The sequence below is a fragment of the Aeoliella mucimassa genome, from assembly GCF_007748035.1.
Lineage (GTDB): Bacteria > Planctomycetota > Planctomycetia > Pirellulales > Lacipirellulaceae > Aeoliella > Aeoliella mucimassa.
In genome coordinates this window covers 1,076,478-1,098,827 of sequence record NZ_CP036278.1, presented here as the reverse complement: position 1 = coordinate 1,098,827, position 22,350 = coordinate 1,076,478, and the positions used below count along the sequence as shown (strand labels likewise).

At 59.3% G+C, this 22,350-nt stretch carries 17 protein-coding genes; 7 read left to right on the top strand and 10 right to left on the bottom strand.

The window, feature by feature from the left end; translation table 11 throughout:
• Nucleotides 1-55: 55 nt before the first annotated feature.
• On the top strand, nt 56-682 hold the full coding sequence (locus tag Pan181_RS04535) for a hypothetical protein (RefSeq protein WP_145245690.1): 627 nt from the start codon (nt 56-58) through the stop codon (nt 680-682).
• Between the two features lie 14 nt (nt 683-696).
• Here Pan181_RS04535 and Pan181_RS04530 read toward each other — a convergent pair whose 3' ends face one another.
• Nucleotides 697-2,172 (bottom strand): DUF1501 domain-containing protein, encoded by a 1,476-nt coding sequence (locus tag Pan181_RS04530; RefSeq protein ID WP_145245689.1) that lies wholly within the window; start codon nt 2,170-2,172, stop codon nt 697-699.
• Nucleotides 2,173-2,202: 30 nt separating this feature from the next.
• The gene (locus Pan181_RS04525) at nt 2,203-5,133 is read right to left on the bottom strand and encodes a PSD1 and planctomycete cytochrome C domain-containing protein (protein ID WP_197528906.1); all 2,931 of its coding nucleotides are present in this window, start codon (nt 5,131-5,133) and stop codon (nt 2,203-2,205) included.
• A 282-nt stretch (nt 5,134-5,415) separates the two neighbouring features.
• On the opposite strand from Pan181_RS04525, the gene Pan181_RS04520 reads away from it, so the two are divergent.
• From Pan181_RS04520 to Pan181_RS04495, 6 genes are all read left to right on the top strand, one after another.
• Entirely contained in the window at nt 5,416-5,661 is a 246-nt protein-coding gene (locus Pan181_RS04520) for a DUF3253 domain-containing protein (RefSeq protein ID WP_145245687.1), read from the top strand.
• Nucleotides 5,662-5,665: 4 nt separating this feature from the next.
• Nucleotides 5,666-10,297, top strand: coding sequence for an Lhr family helicase (locus Pan181_RS04515; protein WP_145245686.1), 4,632 nt, complete (start codon nt 5,666-5,668; stop codon nt 10,295-10,297).
• Between the two features lie 33 nt (nt 10,298-10,330).
• Nucleotides 10,331-11,179, top strand: a complete 849-nt coding sequence (locus tag Pan181_RS04510) for an Fpg/Nei family DNA glycosylase (RefSeq protein WP_145245685.1) — start codon at nt 10,331-10,333, stop codon at nt 11,177-11,179.
• A 340-nt stretch (nt 11,180-11,519) separates the two neighbouring features.
• Nucleotides 11,520-12,473: a DUF1559 domain-containing protein gene (locus Pan181_RS04505; protein WP_145245684.1), complete on the top strand. Its 954-nt coding sequence runs from the start codon at nt 11,520-11,522 to the stop codon at nt 12,471-12,473.
• Entirely contained in the window at nt 12,470-13,246 is a 777-nt protein-coding gene (locus Pan181_RS04500; RefSeq protein ID WP_145245683.1) for a polyphosphate polymerase domain-containing protein, read from the top strand. Before Pan181_RS04505 ends, Pan181_RS04500 begins: the two co-directional genes overlap by 4 nt.
• A 13-nt stretch (nt 13,247-13,259) precedes the next feature.
• Nucleotides 13,260-13,916: a DUF4956 domain-containing protein gene (locus Pan181_RS04495; protein WP_145245682.1), complete on the top strand. Its 657-nt coding sequence runs from the start codon at nt 13,260-13,262 to the stop codon at nt 13,914-13,916.
• Nucleotides 13,917-14,064: 148 nt separating this feature from the next.
• Here Pan181_RS04495 and Pan181_RS04490 read toward each other — a convergent pair whose 3' ends face one another.
• The 8 genes from Pan181_RS04490 to Pan181_RS04455 all read right to left on the bottom strand — a co-directional run bounded on the left by Pan181_RS04490 (nt 14,065) and on the right by Pan181_RS04455 (nt 22,236).
• Nucleotides 14,065-14,772 carry a response regulator gene (locus Pan181_RS04490; protein ID WP_145245681.1) on the bottom strand — a complete coding sequence of 236 codons (708 nt, stop codon included), beginning with the start codon at nt 14,770-14,772 and terminating at the stop codon, nt 14,065-14,067.
• A 6-nt stretch (nt 14,773-14,778) separates the two neighbouring features.
• Nucleotides 14,779-15,462, bottom strand: coding sequence for a phosphate signaling complex protein PhoU (gene phoU, locus Pan181_RS04485; RefSeq protein WP_145245680.1), 684 nt, complete (start codon nt 15,460-15,462; stop codon nt 14,779-14,781).
• Between the two features lie 43 nt (nt 15,463-15,505).
• Nucleotides 15,506-16,270 (bottom strand): phosphate ABC transporter ATP-binding protein PstB, encoded by a 765-nt coding sequence (pstB, locus tag Pan181_RS04480; protein ID WP_145252008.1) that lies wholly within the window; start codon nt 16,268-16,270, stop codon nt 15,506-15,508.
• A 171-nt stretch (nt 16,271-16,441) separates the two neighbouring features.
• A complete protein-coding gene (gene pstA / locus Pan181_RS04475) occupies nt 16,442-17,332 on the bottom strand; it encodes a phosphate ABC transporter permease PstA (RefSeq protein WP_197528905.1) in 891 nt (296 codons plus the stop codon).
• The gene (pstC, locus tag Pan181_RS04470) at nt 17,329-18,273 is read right to left on the bottom strand and encodes a phosphate ABC transporter permease subunit PstC (protein WP_231943747.1); all 945 of its coding nucleotides are present in this window, start codon (nt 18,271-18,273) and stop codon (nt 17,329-17,331) included. Before pstC ends, pstA begins: the two co-directional genes overlap by 4 nt.
• Nucleotides 18,261-19,268 (bottom strand): PstS family phosphate ABC transporter substrate-binding protein, encoded by a 1,008-nt coding sequence (locus Pan181_RS04465; protein WP_145245679.1) that lies wholly within the window; start codon nt 19,266-19,268, stop codon nt 18,261-18,263. Before Pan181_RS04465 ends, pstC begins: the two co-directional genes overlap by 13 nt.
• Nucleotides 19,269-19,465: 197 nt before the next feature.
• Nucleotides 19,466-21,325 (bottom strand): patatin-like phospholipase family protein, encoded by a 1,860-nt coding sequence (locus Pan181_RS04460; RefSeq protein ID WP_145245678.1) that lies wholly within the window; start codon nt 21,323-21,325, stop codon nt 19,466-19,468.
• 482 nt (nt 21,326-21,807) lie between these two features.
• Nucleotides 21,808-22,236, bottom strand: coding sequence for a hypothetical protein (locus Pan181_RS04455; RefSeq protein ID WP_145245677.1), 429 nt, complete (start codon nt 22,234-22,236; stop codon nt 21,808-21,810).
• Nucleotides 22,237-22,350: the final 114 nt, after the last annotated feature.

Below are 22,350 nucleotides of genomic sequence, written 5' to 3'. Positions count from 1 at the left end.
GCGTTGCCTTTGCCTGTTTCGCCAACCTTGCCAGCATCCCCCCACGGTCAGAACCATGATGAATCGTCGACAGTTTGCCTTCTGGGTTTCCGCTGGACTGTTCAGTCTGAGCGAACGCCTTGGCGCTGAAACGCTCGACACCCTGGCGGCGGTCGTGATGCAGTGCAGCGAGAAAAAAGTGGATGGCCAACCGGTGGTCGACGAAGAGCGTTGGAGCTATCACGAAGACCGCACCTGGCGATGGTTCGAACGCGAAACCAAGATCGACGAACGCTGGGAACTGACCGGGCGGACTCGTCCGGTGCACCGGATGTCGGGCGAGTTGGCGCCGGAGGTCGAAGGGTACCTGCCTGAGAGCCTGGTGCCCGACGAGCTGCGTTTCGGTCCCGGGCGAGACGGCAGCGACGAGCTGTTGGACGATGCCGACGAAGACGACTACGGCGAAGCTAGCGCCGTGCGACGCGCCCGCGATGGTCGTCCACCGAGTCGCTGGTTGCGAAGCTTGTATGCAGAGGAGCTGCGACTCTGGCTGCCGGAGGTCGAGGTACCGCCGGCCGGCGTGAGCGGCATGACCGTCTGGACTCACCTGACCCGCGATCATCGGTTCATCGCCGAGCGGATCCGCGGGCTGAACGATCAGGAACTCGCGAAACTGCACGCAGTTGCTCACTACGGCTATTAACACGCTACTGGGTGCTAAGCGATGATCTCGCGAACCACCCGGGCGGGCTTCACTCCGGTGAGCTTTTGGTCGAGTCCCTGATGCGGGAAGACCAGTTGCTTGTGGTCGAAGCCCATCAGGTGGAGCATGGTCGCGTGAAGATCGCGGAACTGCACGGGGTCCTTGGTGACCTCGTAGCCGATGGGGTCGGTCTCGCCGTACGCCATACCGCGCTGCACGCCGCCGCCGGCGAGCCAGATGCTAAACGCCGCTGGATGGTGATCGCGACCAACGAACTGCATGGTGCGACCACCACGGTTCTCACGCATCGGGGTACGACCGAACTCGCCGGCAAACACAACGAGCGTATCGTCGAGCAGCCCGCGCTGTTCGAGGTCGGTCAGCAACGCGGCGACCGGCTGGTCGACTTGATGGCATTTGTTTTTGAAGCCGGAGTTTAGGGCTTCGCTTTCCGAGGCACCATGTGCATCCCACCCCCAGTCGAACAGCTGCACGAAGCGAACGCCGCGTTCGACCAACCGGCGGGCGAGCACGCAGTTGTTTGCGAAGCTCTCGCGTCCGGGCTGGGTGCCGTAGAGTGCGTGGATATGGTCGGGCTCGTCGGCCAGATCCATCGCCTCGCTGGCGGTGAGCTGCATGTTGGCGGCCATTTCGTACTGGCTAATTCTCGTGAGCGTTTCGGGGTCGCCGAACTCCTCGTAGGTTTGCTGATTCACCTGGTTGATCGCTTGCAGCATGCGGTCGCGGAGCTTGCGGTCGATGCCGGGAGGATTCGACAGGAACAGCACGGGATCTCCCTCGCTGCGACACTGCACTCCCTGATACACCGACGGCAGGAACCCCGCCCCCCAGGCGCTCTTGCCAGCACTCGGCACCCGCCCGCCTGAGATGAGCACCACGAAGCCAGGCAGGTTTTGATTCTCGCTCCCGAGTCCATACCCAAGCCAGGAGCCCATCGACGCGTAGCCAAGGTTTTGGTTGCCGGTGTGCAGCAGCAGCTGTGCGGGAGCATGATTGAACTGGTCGGAAGTCATCGAGTGGATGAACGTCACTTTGTCGATCACCTGCTCGAAGTGCGGTAACCGGTCCGAAATCCACTGCCCCGACTCACCTGCTTGATGGAACGGGTAATAGGACCCCAACAGCTGAGGAACCCCACGAATGAACGCAAAACGCTTCCCCTCCAGGAACTCCTGCGGGCAGTCTTGTCCGTTCAGTCGCTCTAGCTCCGGCTTGTGCGAGAACAGCTCCAACTGGCTCGGCGCGCCGGCCATGTGCAGAAAGATCACCCGCTTGGCCTTGGCCTCGAAGGGAGGTTTCCGCGGTGCCAGCGGATGGGCGGGGTCGCGTGCGATGGGGCCGCCCGACGACGCGCCGGCCGACTGCATCCCGAGCCAGAGCGCACCCACCCCAGCAGCGGCATCACGAAGGAAATGCCGCCGAGTCTGCAACTGGAGCTGGGCTTGATGGTAATGCTGAAATAGATTCATACCTACTCTCACAAGTGGGAGGGGAGCTGGCTAACGAGTGATGACGTCGTCCAAGTTCAAAATAACGCTGGCAACAATCACCCGGGCGTAGGCTTCGGCCGTGGGGGCGAGGGCCTGATGGGCTTCGTCGTCGGCATGGTATTGCTCCAGGGAGTCTTCAAACAACTTCAGGAGCACCTCGACGACTGCGTCGGTGGCCGGCTCGCCGGTGGCTTGTTCTATCCCCCAGGCAATCTGCTGCGGCACCGACCCGGCGGCTTGCTGACTCATCCGCTCGGCGAATCCTTGAGCGCACTCGACAAACACGGGGTCGTTCATTGTCACCAGCGGCTGCAGCGGAGTGTTGGTCGGGATCCGCTGCACCGAGCAGACTTCGCGGCTCGGCGCGTCGAACATCATCATCGACGGGTACGGGCTCGTCCGCTTCCAGTAGGTGTAGACCGCCCGGCGGTAACGGTCGTCGCCTTCGGAGGTCACCCAGCGGGCACCGGAGTAAACCGAACGCCAGACGCCGTCGGGCTGCGGGGGCATGACCGACGGGCCGTACATTTTGTCGCTCATCCTGCCCGACAGCAGCAAGGCCTGGTCGCGAACCATTTCGGCCGTGAGTCGCAACCGCGGACCACGTGCCAAGAGGGCATTGTGGGGATCTTGCTGGGCGAGCGACTCCGACGCCTGCGACGCCTGACGATAGGTGGCCGACAGCACCATCTCGCGAAGCAACTGCTTAGTGCTCCACTGCATGTCGGTCTCGAATCGCACTGCCAGGTCGTCGAGCAACTCGGGATGCGTGGGGCGGAGTCCGCTGGTGCCGAAGTCGCCAACCGTCTCGACGATGCCGAGCCCGAAGAGCTGTTGCCAGAGACGATTCACCATCACCCGGGCGGTGAGTGGATGCTCAGTGGAGGCCAACCAGTGGGCAACGGCCAGGCGATCGACCGGCTGCTCGGAATCGAGCGGAGGAAACACCGCCGGCACGCCAGGCGACACGCGGTCGCCGCGGTCGAGCCAGTTTCCGCGGACAAACGTGTAGGTCGGCCGTTGCTCGGCAGGCAGTCGCTCTTCGATCACCGGCACCAACACACTAGCGATCTGCTGACGCTCCCGGCTCGCCTGAGCCAGATCACTGGCCTGCTGGTTGTACTCCGGCGAGGCGAGTTGCTGCTGCCAGGCGGGGTTGGTCGACACCGCAAAACGGCCACGGTTGGTGACCAACGCAATCAACCCGGTGAGGGAGCGGTTATGCTTGAGCACCACGCGGAGCACGCTTCCTTCGGGCACCACAAAAGGCTCCCTGGGAACAAACACCGCCCAGCGTGGCTTGTAGATGCGGGGCTCGACTCCCCAGCCGTTGTTGTTGTCGTTGAGACTCTCGGCTGGATCGAGCGCTGGCAACGGCTCATCGCAAATCGCCAACTGGAACGACACCGAAGAGCTCTCGCCGGTCGTGGGGTTCTCGATCGTCGCTCTGAAACGGGTAACAACAAAACCGGTCTCTGGGTCTTTGATGGCCTTGGCCACGTCGGACGGCAACGAGTCGACTCGCAGCGCGGTGATCGGCTGGTCGCTCACTGGCACCGCCAAGTCGAACGTCATCATCGATCCCGTGGTTACGGTCCCACGCGTCACAAACTCCGCGGGCTGGTCTTCGCTGGCCGCGATGACTTCCACTTTGGTCTCGCCGGTCGACTCGGCGTTTTGGAACTGCAGGTATTGCCAGTTTTCGGCGTCGGTCGCAAGAGAAGCGAATTGCTGGTGGATGGCCATGCGGCTACTGCGAATCTGGCGGTCCAGCTCGTTGGCTTTCGCCCACTGCTCACGGTCGGTCGGCACCGCCAAGCGTGGGGTTTCGTTGTCGAGATCCGCATCCCGAGTGTTGTTCATCACCGCGACGAACTCGTAGAACTCCTGGTTCTCGATCGGATCGTACGGATGCGAATGGCACTGAGCGCATCCAAAAGTCAGGCCGGCGAACACCTGCCAGGTGGTACTCACCCGGTCGAGCACCGCCATGGTGCGGAACTCCTCGTCGTCGGTGCCACCTTCGGTGTTGGTCTGCGTATTGCGATGCATGGCGGTGGCCAACCGGTCGCCCAGCGTGGCTTCCGGCAGCAGATCGCCCGCCAGTTGCTTTACGATAAATTGATCGTAGGGCAGGTCGTCGTTGAGAACGCGAATCAGCCAATCGCGATACGGCCAGATGTCGCGATGAGGGTCTTTTTCGTACCCCATCGTATCGGAGTATCGCACCAGATCGAGCCACATGGCTGCCCAGCGTTCGCCGTACCGGGGAGATGCCAGCAGTCGGTCGACCACCCGCTCATAGGCATCAGGCCGCGAGTCGCTGAGGAATGCCTTACGTTCTTCGGCGGTCGGGGGGAGTCCCGTAAGATCGAACGTCACGCGGCGAAGCCATTCGCTACGACTCGCCTCTTCTGCAGGGGCTAGCGACGTTTGCTCAAGATCGGCCAGCACAAAGGCATCCAGCGGCATCCGCACCCACTGCGGTTGTTCGACACTCGGCGACTGCTGCCGCTCGGGGGCTACGAAGGCCCAGTGCTCTTGCCATTGGGCACCTTCGCGAATCCACTGTTTGACCAGCTCGATCTCCTCCGCACTAAGTGCAGGGCCATGCTCGGCTGGCGGCATCCGGTAAACGGGGTCGGGATCGGCAATGCGGTCGACCAGGTAGCTCTCTTCCACGTTACCAGGCACGATCGATCGCATGCCCGACTCCCCCTCGGCGAGGGCTTTGTCGCGGTAGATGAACGAGACGCCGCTGGCTTGCTTCACCCCGCCATGGCAAGCGACGCAGTGTTCGGCCAGGATCGGGCGGATATGTTCGTTGAACGAAACAGGCTCTTCGGCTTGAACTTGAGCCAAGCCGAACAGCGAGACTGCCAGTGCCGCGGTCCGCAAGCAATGCGACTGCGACAGATTTTGGAGAGGACGTGGAACCATGATTTGCGCGAGGGGAAAAAGGACCACGAGTTCGCAGCCAGGGCCGCAGGGGAGTTGTTCTATTTTACTTGTTTTCCGACCAGAATGGTACCAGAACCTGAAGAGTGCCATCCCTCGGCAATGCGTAGAAACCCCGGCAAAACGGCTCAATCCGCACGACCCGAGTTGCCCTCGCAGGCCAGCACGCAATACTAATCGAGTACGGTGCGGCCGACAGTTACCGTGTTGCACCAGCTTGAAACTCGTCCTCGCCCCCCCTCCCTCAGCCCCAAGCACTGGCCGATGCATCCAAATCTGGAACACTGCTTGCGGCTGCTAATCAACAAGCGAGGGGCGTCGAAATCGGTCTGCCCATCGGAGGTCGCCCGGGCGATTGATCCGGTCGACTGGCGCGACCACATGGACGACATCCGGCAACTGGCCGCCGAGATGAGCGTCGCCGGCGAGTTGGTCGTCACCCAGCGCGGGCAGGTCGTCGACCCGCTATCGGCCAAGGGTCCCATCCGGTTGCGGTTACCAAGCGAATAAGCCCATGATGTCGGATACCAATAATTCGGCTCCCGGGCTTGCGAGCTTTCACTCGATCACTCAGCAGTGGTTTGCCCAATCGTTTGCCGCCCCGACGCGAGCGCAACAACTTGCCTGGCCGCCGATTGCGGAGGGTCGCAGCACGCTGCTGCTCGCTCCGACTGGCTCGGGCAAGACGCTGGCCGCGTTCCTGGCGGCGATCGACAAGATCATGTTCGCCGCGCGCGAGGCGAGCCTGCCAGCCAAAGGCAAACGCAAGCAGAAGTCGAAAGTTCGCGTGCTGTACATCTCGCCGCTCAAGGCGTTGGGGGTCGATGTCGATCGCAACCTGCGGTCGCCGATTGCCGGCCTGCGGGCGGTCGCCGAGCGGGAGCAGGTGGAGTACCACTTGCCGACAGTCGCGGTCCGCAGCGGCGACACTCCGTCGGCCGAGCGGGCGCGGATCAATCGCGAACCGCCAGAGATACTGATTACCACGCCCGAGTCGCTGTACCTGATGCTCACCTCGAAAGCGAGAGAGGTGCTCGCTGAAGTCGAAACGGTGATCATCGACGAGATCCACGTGATGGTCGCCGGCAAACGAGGGGCTCACCTGTTTGTGACGCTTGAGCGACTCGAACGATTGCGCCGCCAGGCGAACGCCGAAGCCGCTCCGCTGCAACGCATCGGGCTGAGCGCCACGCAGCGCCCGCTGGAAGAAATCGCCCGCTTGCTGGGGGGTGCAGAGGCAACCGCCGATCCGGATCGCCCCGCACGACCGCGGCCGGTCGAGATTGTCGACGCCAGCGAACCGAAGCAATTCGATTTGCGGGTCGAAGTGCCGGTGGAGGACATGGCCCGCCTCGGTTCCGAGAATAACACGCCCGCAATTCCCACGGGCGACGCGAGTCGCGTCAGCAACCCGCCAGCCATTCCGAGTGGCTCAGCCGCCGGGCCGGCGATACCTTCAATCTGGCCGGCGATCCATCCGCGGTTGGTGCGATTGATCCGCGAGCATCGCTCGACGATGATCTTCGTCAACAGCCGACGCCTGGCTGAGCGATTGGCTTCGGCGATCAACGAATTGGCCGAGGAAGAAATCGCTCTCGCGCATCATGGTTCGGTCGCAAAAGATAAACGAGCCGACATTGAAGATCGACTGAAGCGCGGCGCACTGCCAGCGATCGTCGCTACGAGTTCGCTGGAACTGGGCATCGACATGGGTGCGGTCGACCTGGTGATTCAGATCGAGGCTCCCCCTTCCATCGCCTCGGGCATGCAGCGCATCGGTCGCGCGGGGCATCAAACCGGGGCGACGAGCAAAGGCATTCTATTCCCCAAGTACCGAGGCGACCTGGTAGCCGCGGCGGGAGCCACCGGGCGAATGCTGGTGGGCCATGTGGAGGAGACCTATTACCCGCGTAATCCGCTGGACATCGTCGCCCAACAAATCGTCGCCATCGTGGCGATGGAATCGCTTGCGGTCGACGACTTGTATGCGATGCTCCGCGGCGCGGCCCCGCTAGCCGACTTGCCGCGATCGAGCTTCGAAGGGGTGCTCGACCTACTGGCTGGTCGGTATCCGTCGGACGAGTTCGCCGAACTTCGCCCACGAATCCACTGGGATCGCATCGCAGGGACGGTCGATAAACGCAAGAGTTCCCAACGCATCGCGGTACTGAACGCGGGCACGATTCCCGACCGTGGCTTGTACGGCGTGTTTCTCGCTTCCGATAACGAGAACACTGGCAGCCGAGTCGGCGAACTCGATGAAGAGATGGTGTTCGAAACCAACCCTGGCGACGTGTTCTTACTGGGGGCTTCGAGCTGGCGGGTGATCGAGATTACCCGCGACCGAGTGATCGTGGTCCCCGCGCCTGGCGAGCCTGGGCGGATGCCGTTTTGGCGGGGCGAAGGTCCTGGGCGGCCTCTCGAGTTTGGTCGGGCCATTGGCAAACTATCGCGGGAACTCACTCGCATGGACGAGGAGGAAGCCCTCGCGTTGCTGCAAGAGCATCACGCGCTCGATCGCCGCGCGGCGGTGAACCTGCTGCGTTACCTGGCTGACCAGATGGAGGTCACGGCCGAGGTGCCGAGCGATCGGATGATCGTGATCGAGTCGTTTCTCGACGAGATCGGCGACTGGCGGGTGGTGGTGCTCTCGCCGTTCGGGGCGCGGGTGCATGCTCCGTGGGCGATGGCCGTTGCGGCTCGATTGCGAGGCGAAGGCATCGAGGAAGTCGACTACATGTGGTCCGACGATGGCATCGTGTTCCGACTGCCTGAGTCGGATAGCCCCCCGCCGGCCGACTGGTTCGTACCGACGAGCGATCAAGTGGAAGACGAGGTCGCCCGCCAAGTCGGTTCGACCGCCCTGTTCGCCGCCCGGTTTCGCGAGAACGCTGCCCGGTCGCTGCTGCTGCCGCGGCGTCACCCGAAGCGTCGCATGCCGCTATGGCAACAACGCAGGCGGGCTGCTGATTTGCTGTCGGTCGCCGCCCAGTACCCAGCGTTTCCGTTGCTGCTCGAAACCTATCGCGAAGTACTTCGCGACGTGTTCGACCTGCCTGGGCTGGTCACCTTGCTGCGGCAAGTGGAGCGCCGCGAGATCACGGTGCACAGCGTCGTGAGTCATCAGGCCTCGCCGTTTGCTGGGTCGCTGCTGTTTACCTATACCGGCAACTTTGTTTACGAGGGAGACGTCCCGCTCGCCGAGCGGCGGGCGCAGGCCCTTACGCTCGACCACGCGCAACTTCGCGAGCTGCTCGGCACCGCCGACTTGCGAGAGCTGTTCGACGTGGAGGTGATTGCCGAGCTCGATCGCGAGCTGCAACAACTCACCAGACCGGTGATCCGTCATCCCGACGACGTGCACGACCTGCTGCTTCGGCTTGGTCCATTGCCGCTGGAAGAGCTGCAACTGCGCACCGATCCCGAGCAGGCAAGTTTGCTGAGTGAATGGATTACCGAGCTGAGCCAAGCTCGTCGGGTGATCGAGGTCCGCGTGGCAGGCACTCCGCAACTCGCGGCAGCCGAGGATGCGGGGCGGCTGCGGGATGCACTCGGGGTGAACCTGCCGGTCGGATTGCCGGCAGCTTTCCTCGAATCAGCGAGCGATCCGCTCGGCGATTTGGTCTCCCGACACGCCCGCACCCATGGACCTTTTACCGCAGCAGCAGTTGCTCAGCGGTTCGGCCTGGGCGAGGCTCCCATTCTCGGCGTGCTCAACAAGCTGGCCGACCGTGGTCGCTTGGTCGAGGGAGAGTTCCTGCCCGGCGGACGAGGCCGCGAATGGTGCGATGCCGAAGTACTGCGAACACTCAAACGCCGGAGCCTCGCTAAGCTTCGCAAGCAAGTCGAGGCGGTTCCCTCCGAGACGCTTGGCCGCTTCCTCCCCTCTTGGCATGGACTCGAAGCTCCTCGGCGCGGGCTGGATGGACTGCTCGACGCCATCGAGATCCTGCAAGGAGCACCGCTGCCAGCGAGCACGCTGGAGAGCGAGATTCTGCCCGCCCGGGTGCTCGACTACACTCCTGGCGACCTCGACGAGCTTTGCCTGGCGGGCGAAGTCGTGTGGCGAGGGTTCGATGCGCTCGGCTCCACCGATGGACGCATCGCGTTGTACCTGGCCGACCGCCTTCCGCTGCTCGCCCCTATGGTCACTGAAACCGAAGAACTATCTAACGATCCACTGGTGGCCCAGGTTCGCACTCTGCTTGCTGAGCGGGGAGCAATTTTCTTCGACGAATTATGCCGAGCCACCGCGGCGTTCCCGCCCGACCTGCTTTCCGCGTTGTGGCAACTGGTGTGGGCTGGCGAACTAACCAACGACACGCTGGCCCCTGTGCGGTCGCTGTCTCGCGGCCGCAGTGGCAACAGTCGCCAGAGTAGTTCGCGACGCCGGGGCCGGACGTTCCGCTCTCGGCGAGCCGCCCGACTGCCTGGCAGCGAAGGTCGCTGGTCGTTGTTACCACTTTCGACGGAGGGCTCCCCTTCGGCGACCGAACGCACCGTCGCGTTGGCCGAGCAGCTAGTCGCCCGCCATGGCGTGTTGACCAAGAACGCGGTCGCACGCGAATCGGTACCGGGCGGCTTTGCAGCGATCTATCCAGTGCTCAAGCAGATGGAAGAAGCCGGCAAAGTGCGACGAGGGTATTTTGTCGCAGGGCTCGGCGGGGCGCAGTTTGCCGCGCCGGGTGCGGACGACTCGGTGCGGCGGTGGGCCAAGACCGACCACGATACTCAAGACGATCGAGCGATTATGCTCGCGGCCACCGACCCAGCGAATCCCTACGGCGCTGCCCTACCCTGGCCGGCGCGCGACGAGGCAACCGGCCGTGCCAGTCGCACAGCAGGTGCTTCGGTGCTACTGTATCGCGGTCGGCTCGTGGGATTCATCAGCGCTGGCCGCTCGCAGCTCAACACCTACCTGCCCGACGACCCCGTCGACCGCGCGGCAACGCTCGATGCGATCGCCCAAGCACTGGTGGCAGCCGCTGCCGACAGCACGCCGATTTTGCTCAGCAAGATCGACGAACACCCGGTAGCCGCCAGCGAACTCGCTCCCGCCTTGAAATCGGCTGGGTTCGAATCGACTAGCCGCGGCATGCTGTATCGCGATACGCCGAAAACCAATTTGCCCCGCCGTTATCGCTAGCCCTGCTCCCTCTCGCTCAACTTCGCTACCACCATGCCCGAAGGCGACACGATCCACCGCACGGCCAATACGCTCCGCCCCTGGCTGGTGGGCGAGACAATCACGGCTGCCCGCGCTCGCGACGAGATCGTCGATGCCGATTCGCTGGTGAATCACCAGGTTCGTAGCATCGAAGCGCGTGGCAAGCACTTGCTGATTCACTTTGACCATGGACTTACCATCCATGGCCACTCGGGCATGACCGGCTCCTGGCATATTTATCCTCATGGCGAGGCCTGGCAGAAACCGGCTCGCCAAGCAGCATTGGTGCTGGAGACGCATCAGCTCTGCGTGGTGTTCTTCAACCCCAAGACACTCGAACTGCTCACTGCGACACAACTCCGCCGGCACCGCATGTTGTCGTCACTGGGACCAGACCTACTGGCCGAAGAAATTGACCTGCCATCGATCGCAGCGCGCTACCTTGCTAAAGGCTGGCTACCGATCGGCGAGGCGGTAATGAATCAAACCATCGCTTGCGGAATCGGCAACGTCTACAAGTCGGAATTGCTGTTCCTGCAAAACATCGACCCGTTCGCTCCCGCTGCCACGCAAACGGAGCAACAATGGATCGAATTGTTGTCGCAAGCGCGCGATCTCATGCAATTCAACTTGCAAGCGCAACCGCGTACGACGCGTCGCGAAGGGTCCGGCGGACGGCTGTGGGTGTATGGCCGGCGCGGCGAACCTTGCTATCTGTGTGGCACTCCCATCCACCTAAGCCGCCAAGGCGACCTAGGCCGCACCACTTATTGGTGCCCAGAATGCCAACCACCAGGTCCAGAATCAAAGCAACCCGCGCGGGACGACGCTCGCTTTCGCGGCCAACCGCCAACTGCTTAAACACCTATATTTCCAGCCTTTTTGCATCAATGAGTTTGCTAGCGGTCCCCACAAACACTTTTTAAAAAGTTTTTGCGATCCCTTGAGTCGGCACTGGGGTTCAATCTAAATGGTTCTCAACAGCGGGCGGTGTCTCAGCAAGAACCTCACCCTTATTCTTCCCAATACTAGCTTCGTGAATCCGAACTCCTCCTATTGAGGATTGTTAAGATTCAGTTAATAATGGAAGAGGAATGTACTCATTCCAAAAAAGGAACAAGAGAGGGCGTCTGATAGTTCCCCCCTACCGGAGCATCTGCACTGTCCTCATTAGACAATGCGTTTCGAAAGGGATGTGTAAATGCGATCGCCCCGTCCCCCCTGGAACTTCAAGGGTTTCACACTAGTTGAGCTGTTGGTGGTAATTGCCATTGTCGGAGTATTGGTTGCTCTCTTGCTGCCGGCGGTGCAAATGGCCCGCGAAGCCTCGCGTCGCACCACTTGCCTGAACAACAACCGCCAAATCGGCGTGGCCATCCTCAATTACGAAAGTGCCTACGGCAAGTTCCCCCCAGGCAAGAAGTGGTCGGGCCCGCGAAGCGATCCCAACACCTACGACTTCGCATGGGCTTGTATTATCCTCAACCATCTGGAAGAGGAAGCGATCTACGACAAAATCGATTTCGACTACCGGCTTGTTTCCGACCAGAATATTCAAGCGACCAGTCAAGTCATCCCCACGTTTATCTGCCCTAGTGCTGCGACTTTGGACGAGCACCGCTCTCCACAAGGAAAGATTCAGGCACTCAATGGTCAACCCGGCGAAGGCCTGGGCTGCATCGACTACCTCGGTATTTCGGGCCCTGACAAGAAGAAAGCCAACCCCACGACAGGGGAAGACTACGGTCCTCAACGCGGAATCCTGCTTGGCACCAAAGGCCTTGAAAAAGAGGATACGCTAATCGAGCCGCCGAAACTCACCACCTCGCGAGTTACCGATGGGCTATCGTCAACCCTCATGGTGATCGAGTGCTCTGGTCGGGGCGCCGATGTTAACAGCTCAGGCGAGGTGAAATCGTTGAACGGTGCCTGGGCTTTGGGGGGCAACATCACCCATATCAAGAAGGGCATCAACGACGAGGTTCCCCCTGAAGTTTGGGAAGACGAACGTGCCTTTTCCGATCATCCAGGTGGCGTAACCGCCCTGGCAGCCGATGGGTCGGTTCACTTCTTGACCGATGAAATGGAACCTAAAATCTTACGTTGCTATTGTTCCCGCGACGGAGGCGAAGTTGTAGAGGCATTCGATCAATGATAGACGAGCTTGAGCCTACCTCTCAATTAGACAACATCGATCAAGCACTCGCCAAGTTTACTCCCACCTCACTTAGCGAGATCGATTCCGTCAGCCTGATGAATCGCATCGACACCAAATACGTGTCGAACGAGGTTCTATTGGCCCAGTTGCTTGAGATGGTGCGTGCCGATTACAAGGTACTCGAGGTCGACGGATTCCGTCGATCCCCTTACGAGACATTGTACTTCGACACGTTGCATCGAGATTGTTATCTGGATCACCACAACGGTCGTGCAACCCGTCTAAAGTTTCGCCAGCGGCGATACATGAGTTCTGGCACAGCGTTCTTTGAGGTAAAGCAGAAAACGAATCGTGGGCGGACCATCAAACGACGGGTTCCCATCGCTTCGATTGAGCAAACCCTCGACGACGCATCGAAAGACTTGGTATTACAAACACGGTCTTCCGGCAAAACGCTGCTACCGCAGATCTGGACACTATTCTCCCGAATCACTTTGGTTGGCCTCAATATTGCCGAACGCGTGACGATCGACACCGAACTGTCGTTCAGCGATGAACAACAAGATCGCGCGCTAGAAGGCGTAACGATCATCGAGGTCAAACAAGAGCGCAACCTGCGCAACTCTCCGATCCGCCAGTGCCTTCGCCAATTGCGAGTGCCTCCAATGCGGATCAGCAAGTACTGCATCGGCAGTGCCTTGCTCAATCCCACACTTAAGCGGAATCGCTTCAAGCGAAAACTCCGAGTTGTTGGCTCGCATACTTCTTGAAAGACGCTACTCCATGGAACTGTTCGAAGTCCCTATCTACGATGATGATTTCATCAAGATGGTCGGTCGCTATGCGATCAATCTAATCGTTGTGTCCATTCTTGTGCGGTTTGTTTACTACAGGCGTTCGCGCAGCAAGGATTACCTGTTTACGTTTTACGTACTAAGCACGGTGGTGTTCTTTATCTGCTTTACGCTTAAAAAGCTGGATATCGACACTGGCATGGGCCTGGGCCTGTTTGCCATTTTTGGCGTCCTGCGTTACCGCACCGATACGATGCCAATTCGTGAAATGTCCTATCTCTTTACAGTGATTGGCATCGCGGTGATCAATTCCCTTTCCAATCTAAAGGTCAGCTGGGCGGAACTCGCCTGCGCTAACATGGCATTGGTCGCACTACCGTCGTGTCTCGAAATGATGCCGCTGTTGAGACAGGAAGCCCAAGAGGAAGTGCTTTACGAAAAGCTCGATCTGGTGCATCCCGATCGATACGGTGAGTTGCTTGCGGACCTCGAAGAACGCACGGGACTGGCGATCTCGCGGATCGAGATTGGCAAGATCGACCTGGTACGCGACTGCGCCACGATCACGTTGTTCTACCATCCGCACCAGCAAACCGTGCAAGAGACCGAAGGCATTAGCATCACTCGCCGGGGCCGTCGTCTGTAAGCGCCCCCTGCCGACAGTCAGCACACAATATTAAAAGCGAGCACTGCACTTCAACGTGCGGTGCTCGCTTTTTTGCATACGACTCACGGTCAGTTGATCTGGCATTCACCAGACCGGTACTCGCTTGCGATAAAGGCTGCCCTTCGCTTTACACCGTACTCATCGCCGACGCAGGATCGCGGAATCGATAACCAACCCCACGAACCGTCTCGATGAGATCCGCGTAGCCATTGAGCTTCTTACGGAGTGCCCGAATATGGACGTCGATCGTGCGTTCGAGCACCAAGGAGTCGCCTCCCAACGCGGAGTCGATTAACTCCGCCCGGCTGAATACCCGCCCTGGCTGGCGGATCAGCGACTCCAGCAAACTAAACTCGCTGGGAGTGAGGTCGAGTAGTTCTTCGCCAGCGGTCACGCGATGACGTTGACGATCGACCATGATGCCCTGACTCACCAGCGTGTCTCCCGCCACGGCGGCACCGTGACGTCGGCGGAGCAACGCCCGAATGCGTTCCAACAGCACTTTCACGCTAAAGGGCTTCGTCACGTAATCATCGGCCCCCACGCTGAACCCAGCCACCTGATCGGTTTCTTCCGACTTGGCGGTGAGCATGAGGATCAGCATTTCCTGAGTTGCCGGATCGGCTCGCAACCGTCGGCAAATCTCCAGCCCGTTCACCAGTGGCAACATCAAATCGAGCACCACCAGCTTGGGAGCTTTCAGACGGGCTTGGGTCAAGCCTTCCTGGCCATCGCGTGCGACGATGGTCTCGTATCCATCCTGACGCAGGTTATAGTCCAACACGTCAGCTAGCGACCGGTCGTCTTCCACAATTAGAATTACAGGTTTCGCCATGGCTCTTTACTTCGCAGGGTTATTTTGTGGTTGTGTCTCGTAGCGATGGCGAGCGATCTCGCCCTCGACGAGGTACATCACATCTTCAGCAATATTGGTAGCATGATCGGCAATCCGCTCGATGTGTCGCGTTGCCGAAAAGTAGTGCAATGCCGCTTCGACCAGGTCGCTGCGGGTACGCATGATCTCGTGAATCTCTTCAATCAAGAGCACGTTCAAGTCGTTGACTTCACCATCGCGGTTGCGGATGCGACTCGCCTGGCTGGCGTCGAACTCCACAAAGGCATCAATCGCTCCGCGGACCATCTCCACCGACATCGTGGCCATCTTCTGCAGATTCTCCGAGCCATAGAAATCGGGGTAGTTATCCAGCGCCCGCGCCCGCTCTCCCAGGTTTACCGCCAGATCGGCGATCCGCTCGAGGTCGCCATTGATCTTGAGCACCGCTGCCGTACGACGGAGGTCGATCGCCACGGGTTGGTGCAAAGCGAGAATCTTCAGGCACTCTTCCTCGATGGTCACTTCGCGAGCATTCACTAGCTGTTCGTTATCCATCACGTCCCACACGAGTTCGACCTGCCGTTCACACAAGGCGCGGCTGGCGGTTCGAATCATCGACTCCACGATGGAAGCTTGCGCAAGTAAGGCCTGCTCCAACGTCTGAAGATCGCGTTCTAGGTGCTTGCTCATGACTCAGTTATCATTCCAAGATAAGAGGCACGACCGCCAGGACTTAACCAAAGCGGCCGGTAATGTAGTCTTCTGTTTCGCGTTTCGTTGGATTGGTAAACACATCGGTGGTCATCCCTGCTTCGATCAATTGCCCTTCGTAGAAAAAGGCGGTTTGATCCGACACACGAGCTGCTTGTTGCATGTTGTGTGTGACGATCACGATGGTATAGGTATCTTTGAGTTCAAAAATAAGATCCTCAATGCGTGATGTGCTCGTGGGATCGAGCGCCGACGCAGGTTCGTCCATCAGCAGCACATCCGGATCGGTCGCCAGAGCGCGGGCGATACACAACCGTTGTTGCTGACCGCCGGAGAGCGCGAGCGCGGAGTCGTTCAGGCGATCTTTCACTTCATCCCACAAGGCCGACTGCTTCAGCGACTTTTCGACGATTTCCTCCAATCGATCACGCGAACGCAGCCCAGCGACGCGTGGCCCATACGCAACGTTCTCGAAAATCGACTTCGGGAATGGATTCGACTTCTGAAAGACCATGCCAACCCGTTTGCGCAGCTCAACGACATCTACCTTCGAACCACGGATGCTCTTGCCATCGAGAATGATCTCGCCATCGACGCGAGTGTTCTCGATCATATCGTTCATGCGATTCAAGCACCGCAAGTAGGTACTTTTGCCGCATCCCGAGGGACCGATCAACGCGGTCACGCAGTTTTCGGGAATCGCCAGCGTGATGCCGTGCAGTGTGTGATGCGAACCGTACCAGAAGTGAACATCCTTCGTTTCGAACTTGGCCGACCGCTTTGCCATTTCGCTGGCAGTGCGATGCGGGCGTTCGAACGACAGCTCTGGGCGTCGAATTGTTACAGAAGGATTATCCACGATTGGGCAACTCCAGCTTCGGCATGATGCAACCACGTTCCGTTAAGTTGAGTAAGCTCCCAACTTGGAACCACGATGGCCTATTCGATCCAAGAACGCTTACCATTGGACCCGCTTTCCAAAGTGGTGACGCACGTAAGCAGCAATCATGTTCAAGCTAATCAGCACGACTAACAAAACAATAATGGCCGCGGCCGATAATTCGTGAAACTCTCGTTTGGCTTCGCCTGCCCATTGAAAAATAGCCAGCGGCAAAGCAGTAAACGAATCGTTGACGCTCACCGGGGCATAGTTCATGTACTGAACAGCCCCCATGGCAACCAGCGGAGCCGCTTCGCCGAGTGCCCGCGAAATGGACAAGATGACGCCCGTCATGATGCCGGGAGTAGCAGCAGGCAGTACCTGTCGCCAGGTGGTTTGCCAACGCGTCGCCCCGAGTGCGTACGACGCCTGACGGATGGAGTTCGGCACCGCCCGCAATGCTTCCTGCGAGGCGAGAATCACAATTGGTAGGATCACCAGCGTGAGCGTTAGCGATCCGGCAAGGATGCTGCGTCCCAACTGAGCGGCCCAGACGAATAGCCCCAACCCCAGCAAGCCATAAACAATCGATGGCACACCAGCCAGGTTGGCGATGTTGAGCTGCACCAAGCGTTTCCAGCGGGTGTCGGCCGCGTATTCTTCCAGATAGAGGGCGGCTCCTACGCCGATTGGGATCGAAAAGAGCGTGGTCAATAAAATCAACCACAAGCTACTTATCAAGTAAACCCAAATGCCAGCCTTCTCGGGATCGCGTGAAATCAGCCCGGTCAGGAACGACCAATCGACGTGCTGCAATCCTCTCACCAGCACGCTGAAGAGAAGAAAGGCCAAAATGATCAAACAGCACCACATGGCCCCCATGCAGAGCACACGAAACATGCTTGAGACAAACCTCTGGCGCACGCGGAACGAGGCCATGTTTGCCAGCTCTTTTTCGGTGTACATCATTCGTATTTCTCCCGCATACGGCCCAGAATCCATTGGGCGACGAGATTGAGCAGCATGGTCGATACGAACAATGTGAGTCCCACGGCAAAGATCGTGCGATACTCGACGGTTCCGTAAGGATTCTCGCCTTGAGCCTTCTCCACGATGTAAGCGGTCATGGTCTGAATGCTTCGAAGCGGGTTAAGCGTGATCCGCGGCGTACCACCAGCGGCGAGGGTAACCGCCATGGTCTCGCCGATCGCCCGCGAGATGGCCAGCAAGAACGAAGCCATGATGCCTGACAGCGCCGCGGGGACGACCACTTTCACGGTGACATCGTACTTGGTGGCTCCCAACGCAAACGCCCCCTCGCGGAGACTTCGCGGGACCGCGCGAAGCACGTCTTCTGACAGCGAGATGACCGTCGGTAAGATCATGAACCCCACCACTATGGCAGCCGCTGCGGCATTGGCCGGGTCGGCATCAGGAAACAAGTCATGGATATAGGGAGCAATCACAACGATGGCCAGATAACCAAACACCACCGACGGAATACCGGCCAAGATTTCCAAGGCTGGCTTCACTGTTTCACGAACGATTGGCGATGCGTATTCGCTTAAATAGATCGCCGTGCCTAGTCCCAAGGGCATCGCCACGATGGCAGCTCCCACGGTCACCAGCATGGTGCCGCAAAATAATGGCAAAATACCAAATTGGTCGTTCTGCGGTGCCCAGACCGTGCCGGTGAGAAACTCAGTGATCGACACCCCATCGTAGAGAAAGAACTTTAGCGACTCGAAGAGCAACAGCACCACGATTCCAACGGTAGTGACCACCGAAATAATCGCGCACCCCATCAAGAGTGCGCGGATGATTCTCTCCATCCGTCTCCGGCGGTTGCGTTCGTAGCTCTCCTGGTCGATCCCAGAAGTGGAACTGGTTGCGGGGGTCAGGGTGTCCACGACTGATCCCCCCCTGCCATCATCAAGCCAGTCGCATCGGCTGACTGGTTAGCGGCATCCACCGAGTCGAAGCTCGCCTTCAAAGCCATGAGCTTCCGTTGATTCTCTTTAGCATCGACTTCGGTAATCGGAACATAGCGTTCCTCAACAGCAGCTTCGTCCGCATGATTGAGATAGAACTCGACAAATTCGGCCACTCTCGGATTCTTGAACGACTTAAGATTCACATAGATGTAAAGCGGACGCGACAATGGTGAGTAGCTTTTGTCACGAATCGATTCGATCGTGGGCACCACGTACTCGCCACTCTCCCCTTGCTTGATACCAAGCACTTTCAGATTGGTTGAGTTTTCAACGAAGTAACCAAACCCAAAGTAGCCTAAAGCATATTCGTCCTGCGATACCCCGTTGACCAGCACGTTGTCTTCTTCGCTTTTGGTATAGCCGATTCGCACCTTGGCCCCTTTGCCAAGCACATGCTCGTTGAATGTGTCATAGGTGCCCGAGTCGACTCCTGGACCAAACAGATTGATCTCTTTCTCAGGCCATTCAGGATTCAAGTCGCTCCAAGTTTGGATCTCGCTCTCGTAGCAAAACAACCGGTTTAATTGCTTGACCGTCAGTCCGTTGCACCAAGTGTTCTTGGGATTCACGCACACAGCGATACCATCGTAAGCCACGATGAAGTGCTCGAACTCCACGCCCGCTTCCTGGCATGCTTTCGCTTCGCCCGACTTCATGGCTCGCGAAGCGTCGCAGATGTCGATATCGCCTTTGCTGAACCGATCCATGCCGCCGCCGGTGCCGCTACGGGCGACGGTGACTCGGATGTAGATTCCCTCGTAACGCAGATTCTCAGCAACGCGGGCGGAGACCGGAAACACGGTGCTCGAACCATCCAGCTGTACGTCGGCCCCACCGCGGCCGCCGCAGCCGGCGACGATCGTCAGGGTGCATGTCAGGATGGCGGCCCAACGGCCGGCGGAAGTCTGCATAGGGAAGCGCGAAGCGAACACTCAAAAAAACAAAAGGCGCGAAAGAGGTGGCAAAGGTCCTCTATCGTCGCCTTGTACGCCTATCTCAACTCTCGATATTAGAGAGCAATTGTGAAGACAATATGAAGATAGTGTGAGGATGGCGGGAAACCAGGCCCAGAATTCGCCTGGATCTCGAAGAATAGGCCCACCAAGAGCTACGCCACCCGCCTGGGGGGATCGCTGTAAGTCGCGGCCGAATCGCTCCGGTCCCAGGCCAACGCTCGGTTCAAAGCGTCGCGCAAGCGGGGCAATTCCGCCTCGGCCGACTGCCGCCCTGCCTCGACCAGCCCAGCAGCCTGGGTGAAGTCGTCGAAGGGGAACTCGGCCGTATCGGGGGCGAGCAAGAAGTCGCACTGGGCGCCATGCAGCTGGGCCAGATTGGTGAGTTCGACGTCAGTCACCCGTAGCAAGGTACTGAAGTAGCCTGGCCGGCGCATCTTCTTCGTGGGAGTCTCCGGCGTATTGCCGGCAAACTCGTGGGCGAGTTGCTTACTGACATCCACGGCTACACTGAAGTCGACATGCTTCTGCCGCAGCGCGGTAACCGGCAGATTCATCAGCACCCCGCCGTCGACGAGGGCTTCGCCGTTGCAGAGAATCGGTGCACCGAACACGGGGTGATTGATGCTTTGCAGCACAGCGCTTACCACGTCGCCCGACTCGCGCAAACGATGCTCGGCAGTGATCAAATCGACGGTCACCGTTTGGGCGGGAAGCAATAATTGATCAAACGAGTATTTCCGCAGATAGCGGCGAAACTTCCGTTCGGCGAGTCCGAGCCAAAACACGCTCAGCATGTACCACTGGGGAGCCTTGGGAAGCCAGCGGATCGCCCGCGGGGGTGTCATTTCCTTTTCAAACACTTCCCGCACTTTTGGCAACTGAATACCAGCTGCGTAGGCGGCCGCGACGATGGCTCCAGCGCTGGTTCCAGCAATGCGGTCGAAGAAGATGCCTTCGCGCTCCAATACTTCGAGCACACCAATGTGAGCGATGCCGCGGGCCCCTCCACCACCGAGCGCCAGCCCGAGCTGGATACCTCGCATGGTGCGGATAAGACGCGACAGGTCGCGCGGCACCAGACAGGCACGTGATGATTCACTCTGTATGTACTCGACTCGGAGGATTGGCCCCGCAAGCGACGGTTGTTGAAGTTGTTCGGGTAGCTCCAAAGCCGGCGGCAGCTCTTCTTGCTGTTCCACCAGTTCGACGAGCTGAATCTTCTGTGCGAGTCCCTCGGGCGCTGAGCTTAGCACAGCACTCAAGTAACCAAGCGACTGCGGGCCATCAACGACCCACAGCACCAATTCGTGTTGTGCCAGCACCCGGGGGGTGGCCAGCGATTGATCGATATCGACCAAGGTGCGTTGATTCGTGGTAACTGCCGACGACAGGAAGGCGAGCAACTGTTGCTCAGCCTGTTCGCCAGGGACGATGGTCTGCCAGTTCGTCACTTCGTGCATTGGTTGCTGATCGCTCAGCACCGCGATTCGTCCCCCTTGCTCAGCAACGAGACCAGCCATCTGCGAGCCGATGTTGGGCATCTGCTTGGTGCCACGCACAACGGCTACATGCATCCGCTCGTGGCGACCGCCGCCGCTGATCTGCCCGCGGAGCCATTCGCCGAGCGAACGACAGAGGTTGGCCGCAAACCCTGGCACGCGGGCCAAACTACGTTCGAACACCGGACGGGTGAGTTCGAGCAGTTCGGTATCCATCACCGCAGTAACGTTGGCCGAACGCGAGCCGCCGACTAGTAGCGACATCTCGCCGAAATGGTCTCCCGGCTTCAGATGATTCAGCACTCGCAGTCCGCCACCGGGCTCTTCGAGGTTGATGCTGACCCGTCCGCTGGCGATCACAAACATGCTTTCGCCCACCTCGCCCTGGCGACAGGCATGCTGGCCGCTGCGCAGCGTGACGCTACGGCACGAAGCCAGGATCTCCTTGACTTCGTCGTCGGAAAGGGAGCCAAACAGGTTGCTTTGACGAATATGAACGGGAACAGTAGTCACGGGGGTTCCCCACAGCCTGAAAACTTGAATGGATAGCCGGCGGGCGGAGCTTAGCGATTTCGCCTATTCGGGCCAATGGTAATTTGCCCGGCTTCGCGGGGTCATCAGGTAGTCGCTAGCACGGAGTCATCCAAACCGAGAAGTACCAAAGCAAAGAACCCGGTTGGCCCTGCGAGTGTGCCAACCGGGTTCTCTCTGTGCCGCTGGTAGCAGTTTCCCGTGGCGGGCGATGGCCACCGCACTTTGGTGGCAAAAATCTGCGAGGAAGAGCGGCTAGTTTAGCGCGAACGAAAGATTGTTTCCCGTTGATGTTGAAAAGTGAATCGGAGACCGATTCGAGTCCCGTCTCTACCTAAAGCATGTTGCGTGCCAATTGCCACGACGGCTCTTCTTTCTCTATAAACCCGCGAGAAACAGGCGTTTTCTCAATCGTTGGCAAGAGTTACACGCTTGTAAGAACTACAAGAGAACCTGCCAAGCATTCAAAACTCGGTCATCAGGCTAGCAGTCATCGCTTCGAAAACCGGTTCGACCGCGGGAATCTCATGGTCTTCGGCCTGACACAGCACAAGATAAGTGCCTTCGGGTTGATTGAATGCACGGATCGTAGCGGTGCTGAGCAAATCGACGAACGAGAAGCTGAGATCGTACCCGAAGATCGATCCCCCTTGGTGCATGTTCTCGGCTGGGTCGACTTCGAGTTGAGGATACTCTTGTCGGAAAGCCTCAAGCACCGCTTCGGTAAGCTGCTCGGCATCATGATTGCCACGATAGAACATGACGGTCCAGAACGCCGTGTCGGGACTCGTTACCGTGGCCGATGCAGTGGCGGTACTGGTGTCGTCGTCCTCCACGGTCCAGTTCTCTGGATAGGCGAACCGCAGACCATCTTTTTCGTAAACGCTATGCACTTTTCACTACCTGAGCTTGTGAATGATTCGGCGTAGTATTCTAACCGTCCCACCGGACGAAGACCACGGTCGAACTCGCCTGTCCAGGCGAACCGTGGGGGATTCCTACGCGCA

Excerpts from the sequence above, each read along its gene's own strand:
- Pan181_RS04535 (WP_145245690.1), top strand. The coding sequence starts at position 56 with ATGATGAATCGTCGACAGTTTGCCTTCTGGGTTTCCGCTGGACTGTTC.
- Pan181_RS04530 (WP_145245689.1), bottom strand. The coding sequence starts at position 2,172 with ATGAATCTATTTCAGCATTACCATCAAGCCCAGCTCCAGTTGCAGACT.
- Pan181_RS04525 (WP_197528906.1), bottom strand. The coding sequence starts at position 5,133 with ATGGTTCCACGTCCTCTCCAAAATCTGTCGCAGTCGCATTGCTTGCGG.
- Pan181_RS04520 (WP_145245687.1), top strand. The coding sequence starts at position 5,416 with ATGCATCCAAATCTGGAACACTGCTTGCGGCTGCTAATCAACAAGCGA.
- Pan181_RS04515 (WP_145245686.1), top strand. The coding sequence starts at position 5,666 with ATGATGTCGGATACCAATAATTCGGCTCCCGGGCTTGCGAGCTTTCAC.
- Pan181_RS04510 (WP_145245685.1), top strand. The coding sequence starts at position 10,331 with ATGCCCGAAGGCGACACGATCCACCGCACGGCCAATACGCTCCGCCCC.
- Pan181_RS04505 (WP_145245684.1), top strand. The coding sequence starts at position 11,520 with ATGCGATCGCCCCGTCCCCCCTGGAACTTCAAGGGTTTCACACTAGTT.
- Pan181_RS04500 (WP_145245683.1), top strand. The coding sequence starts at position 12,470 with ATGATAGACGAGCTTGAGCCTACCTCTCAATTAGACAACATCGATCAA.
- Pan181_RS04495 (WP_145245682.1), top strand. The coding sequence starts at position 13,260 with ATGGAACTGTTCGAAGTCCCTATCTACGATGATGATTTCATCAAGATG.
- Pan181_RS04490 (WP_145245681.1), bottom strand. The coding sequence starts at position 14,772 with ATGGCGAAACCTGTAATTCTAATTGTGGAAGACGACCGGTCGCTAGCT.
- phoU (WP_145245680.1), bottom strand. The coding sequence starts at position 15,462 with ATGAGCAAGCACCTAGAACGCGATCTTCAGACGTTGGAGCAGGCCTTA.
- pstB (WP_145252008.1), bottom strand. The coding sequence starts at position 16,270 with ATGGCAAAGCGGTCGGCCAAGTTCGAAACGAAGGATGTTCACTTCTGG.
- pstA (WP_197528905.1), bottom strand. The coding sequence starts at position 17,332 with ATGATGTACACCGAAAAAGAGCTGGCAAACATGGCCTCGTTCCGCGTG.
- Pan181_RS04465 (WP_145245679.1), bottom strand. The coding sequence starts at position 19,268 with ATGCAGACTTCCGCCGGCCGTTGGGCCGCCATCCTGACATGCACCCTG.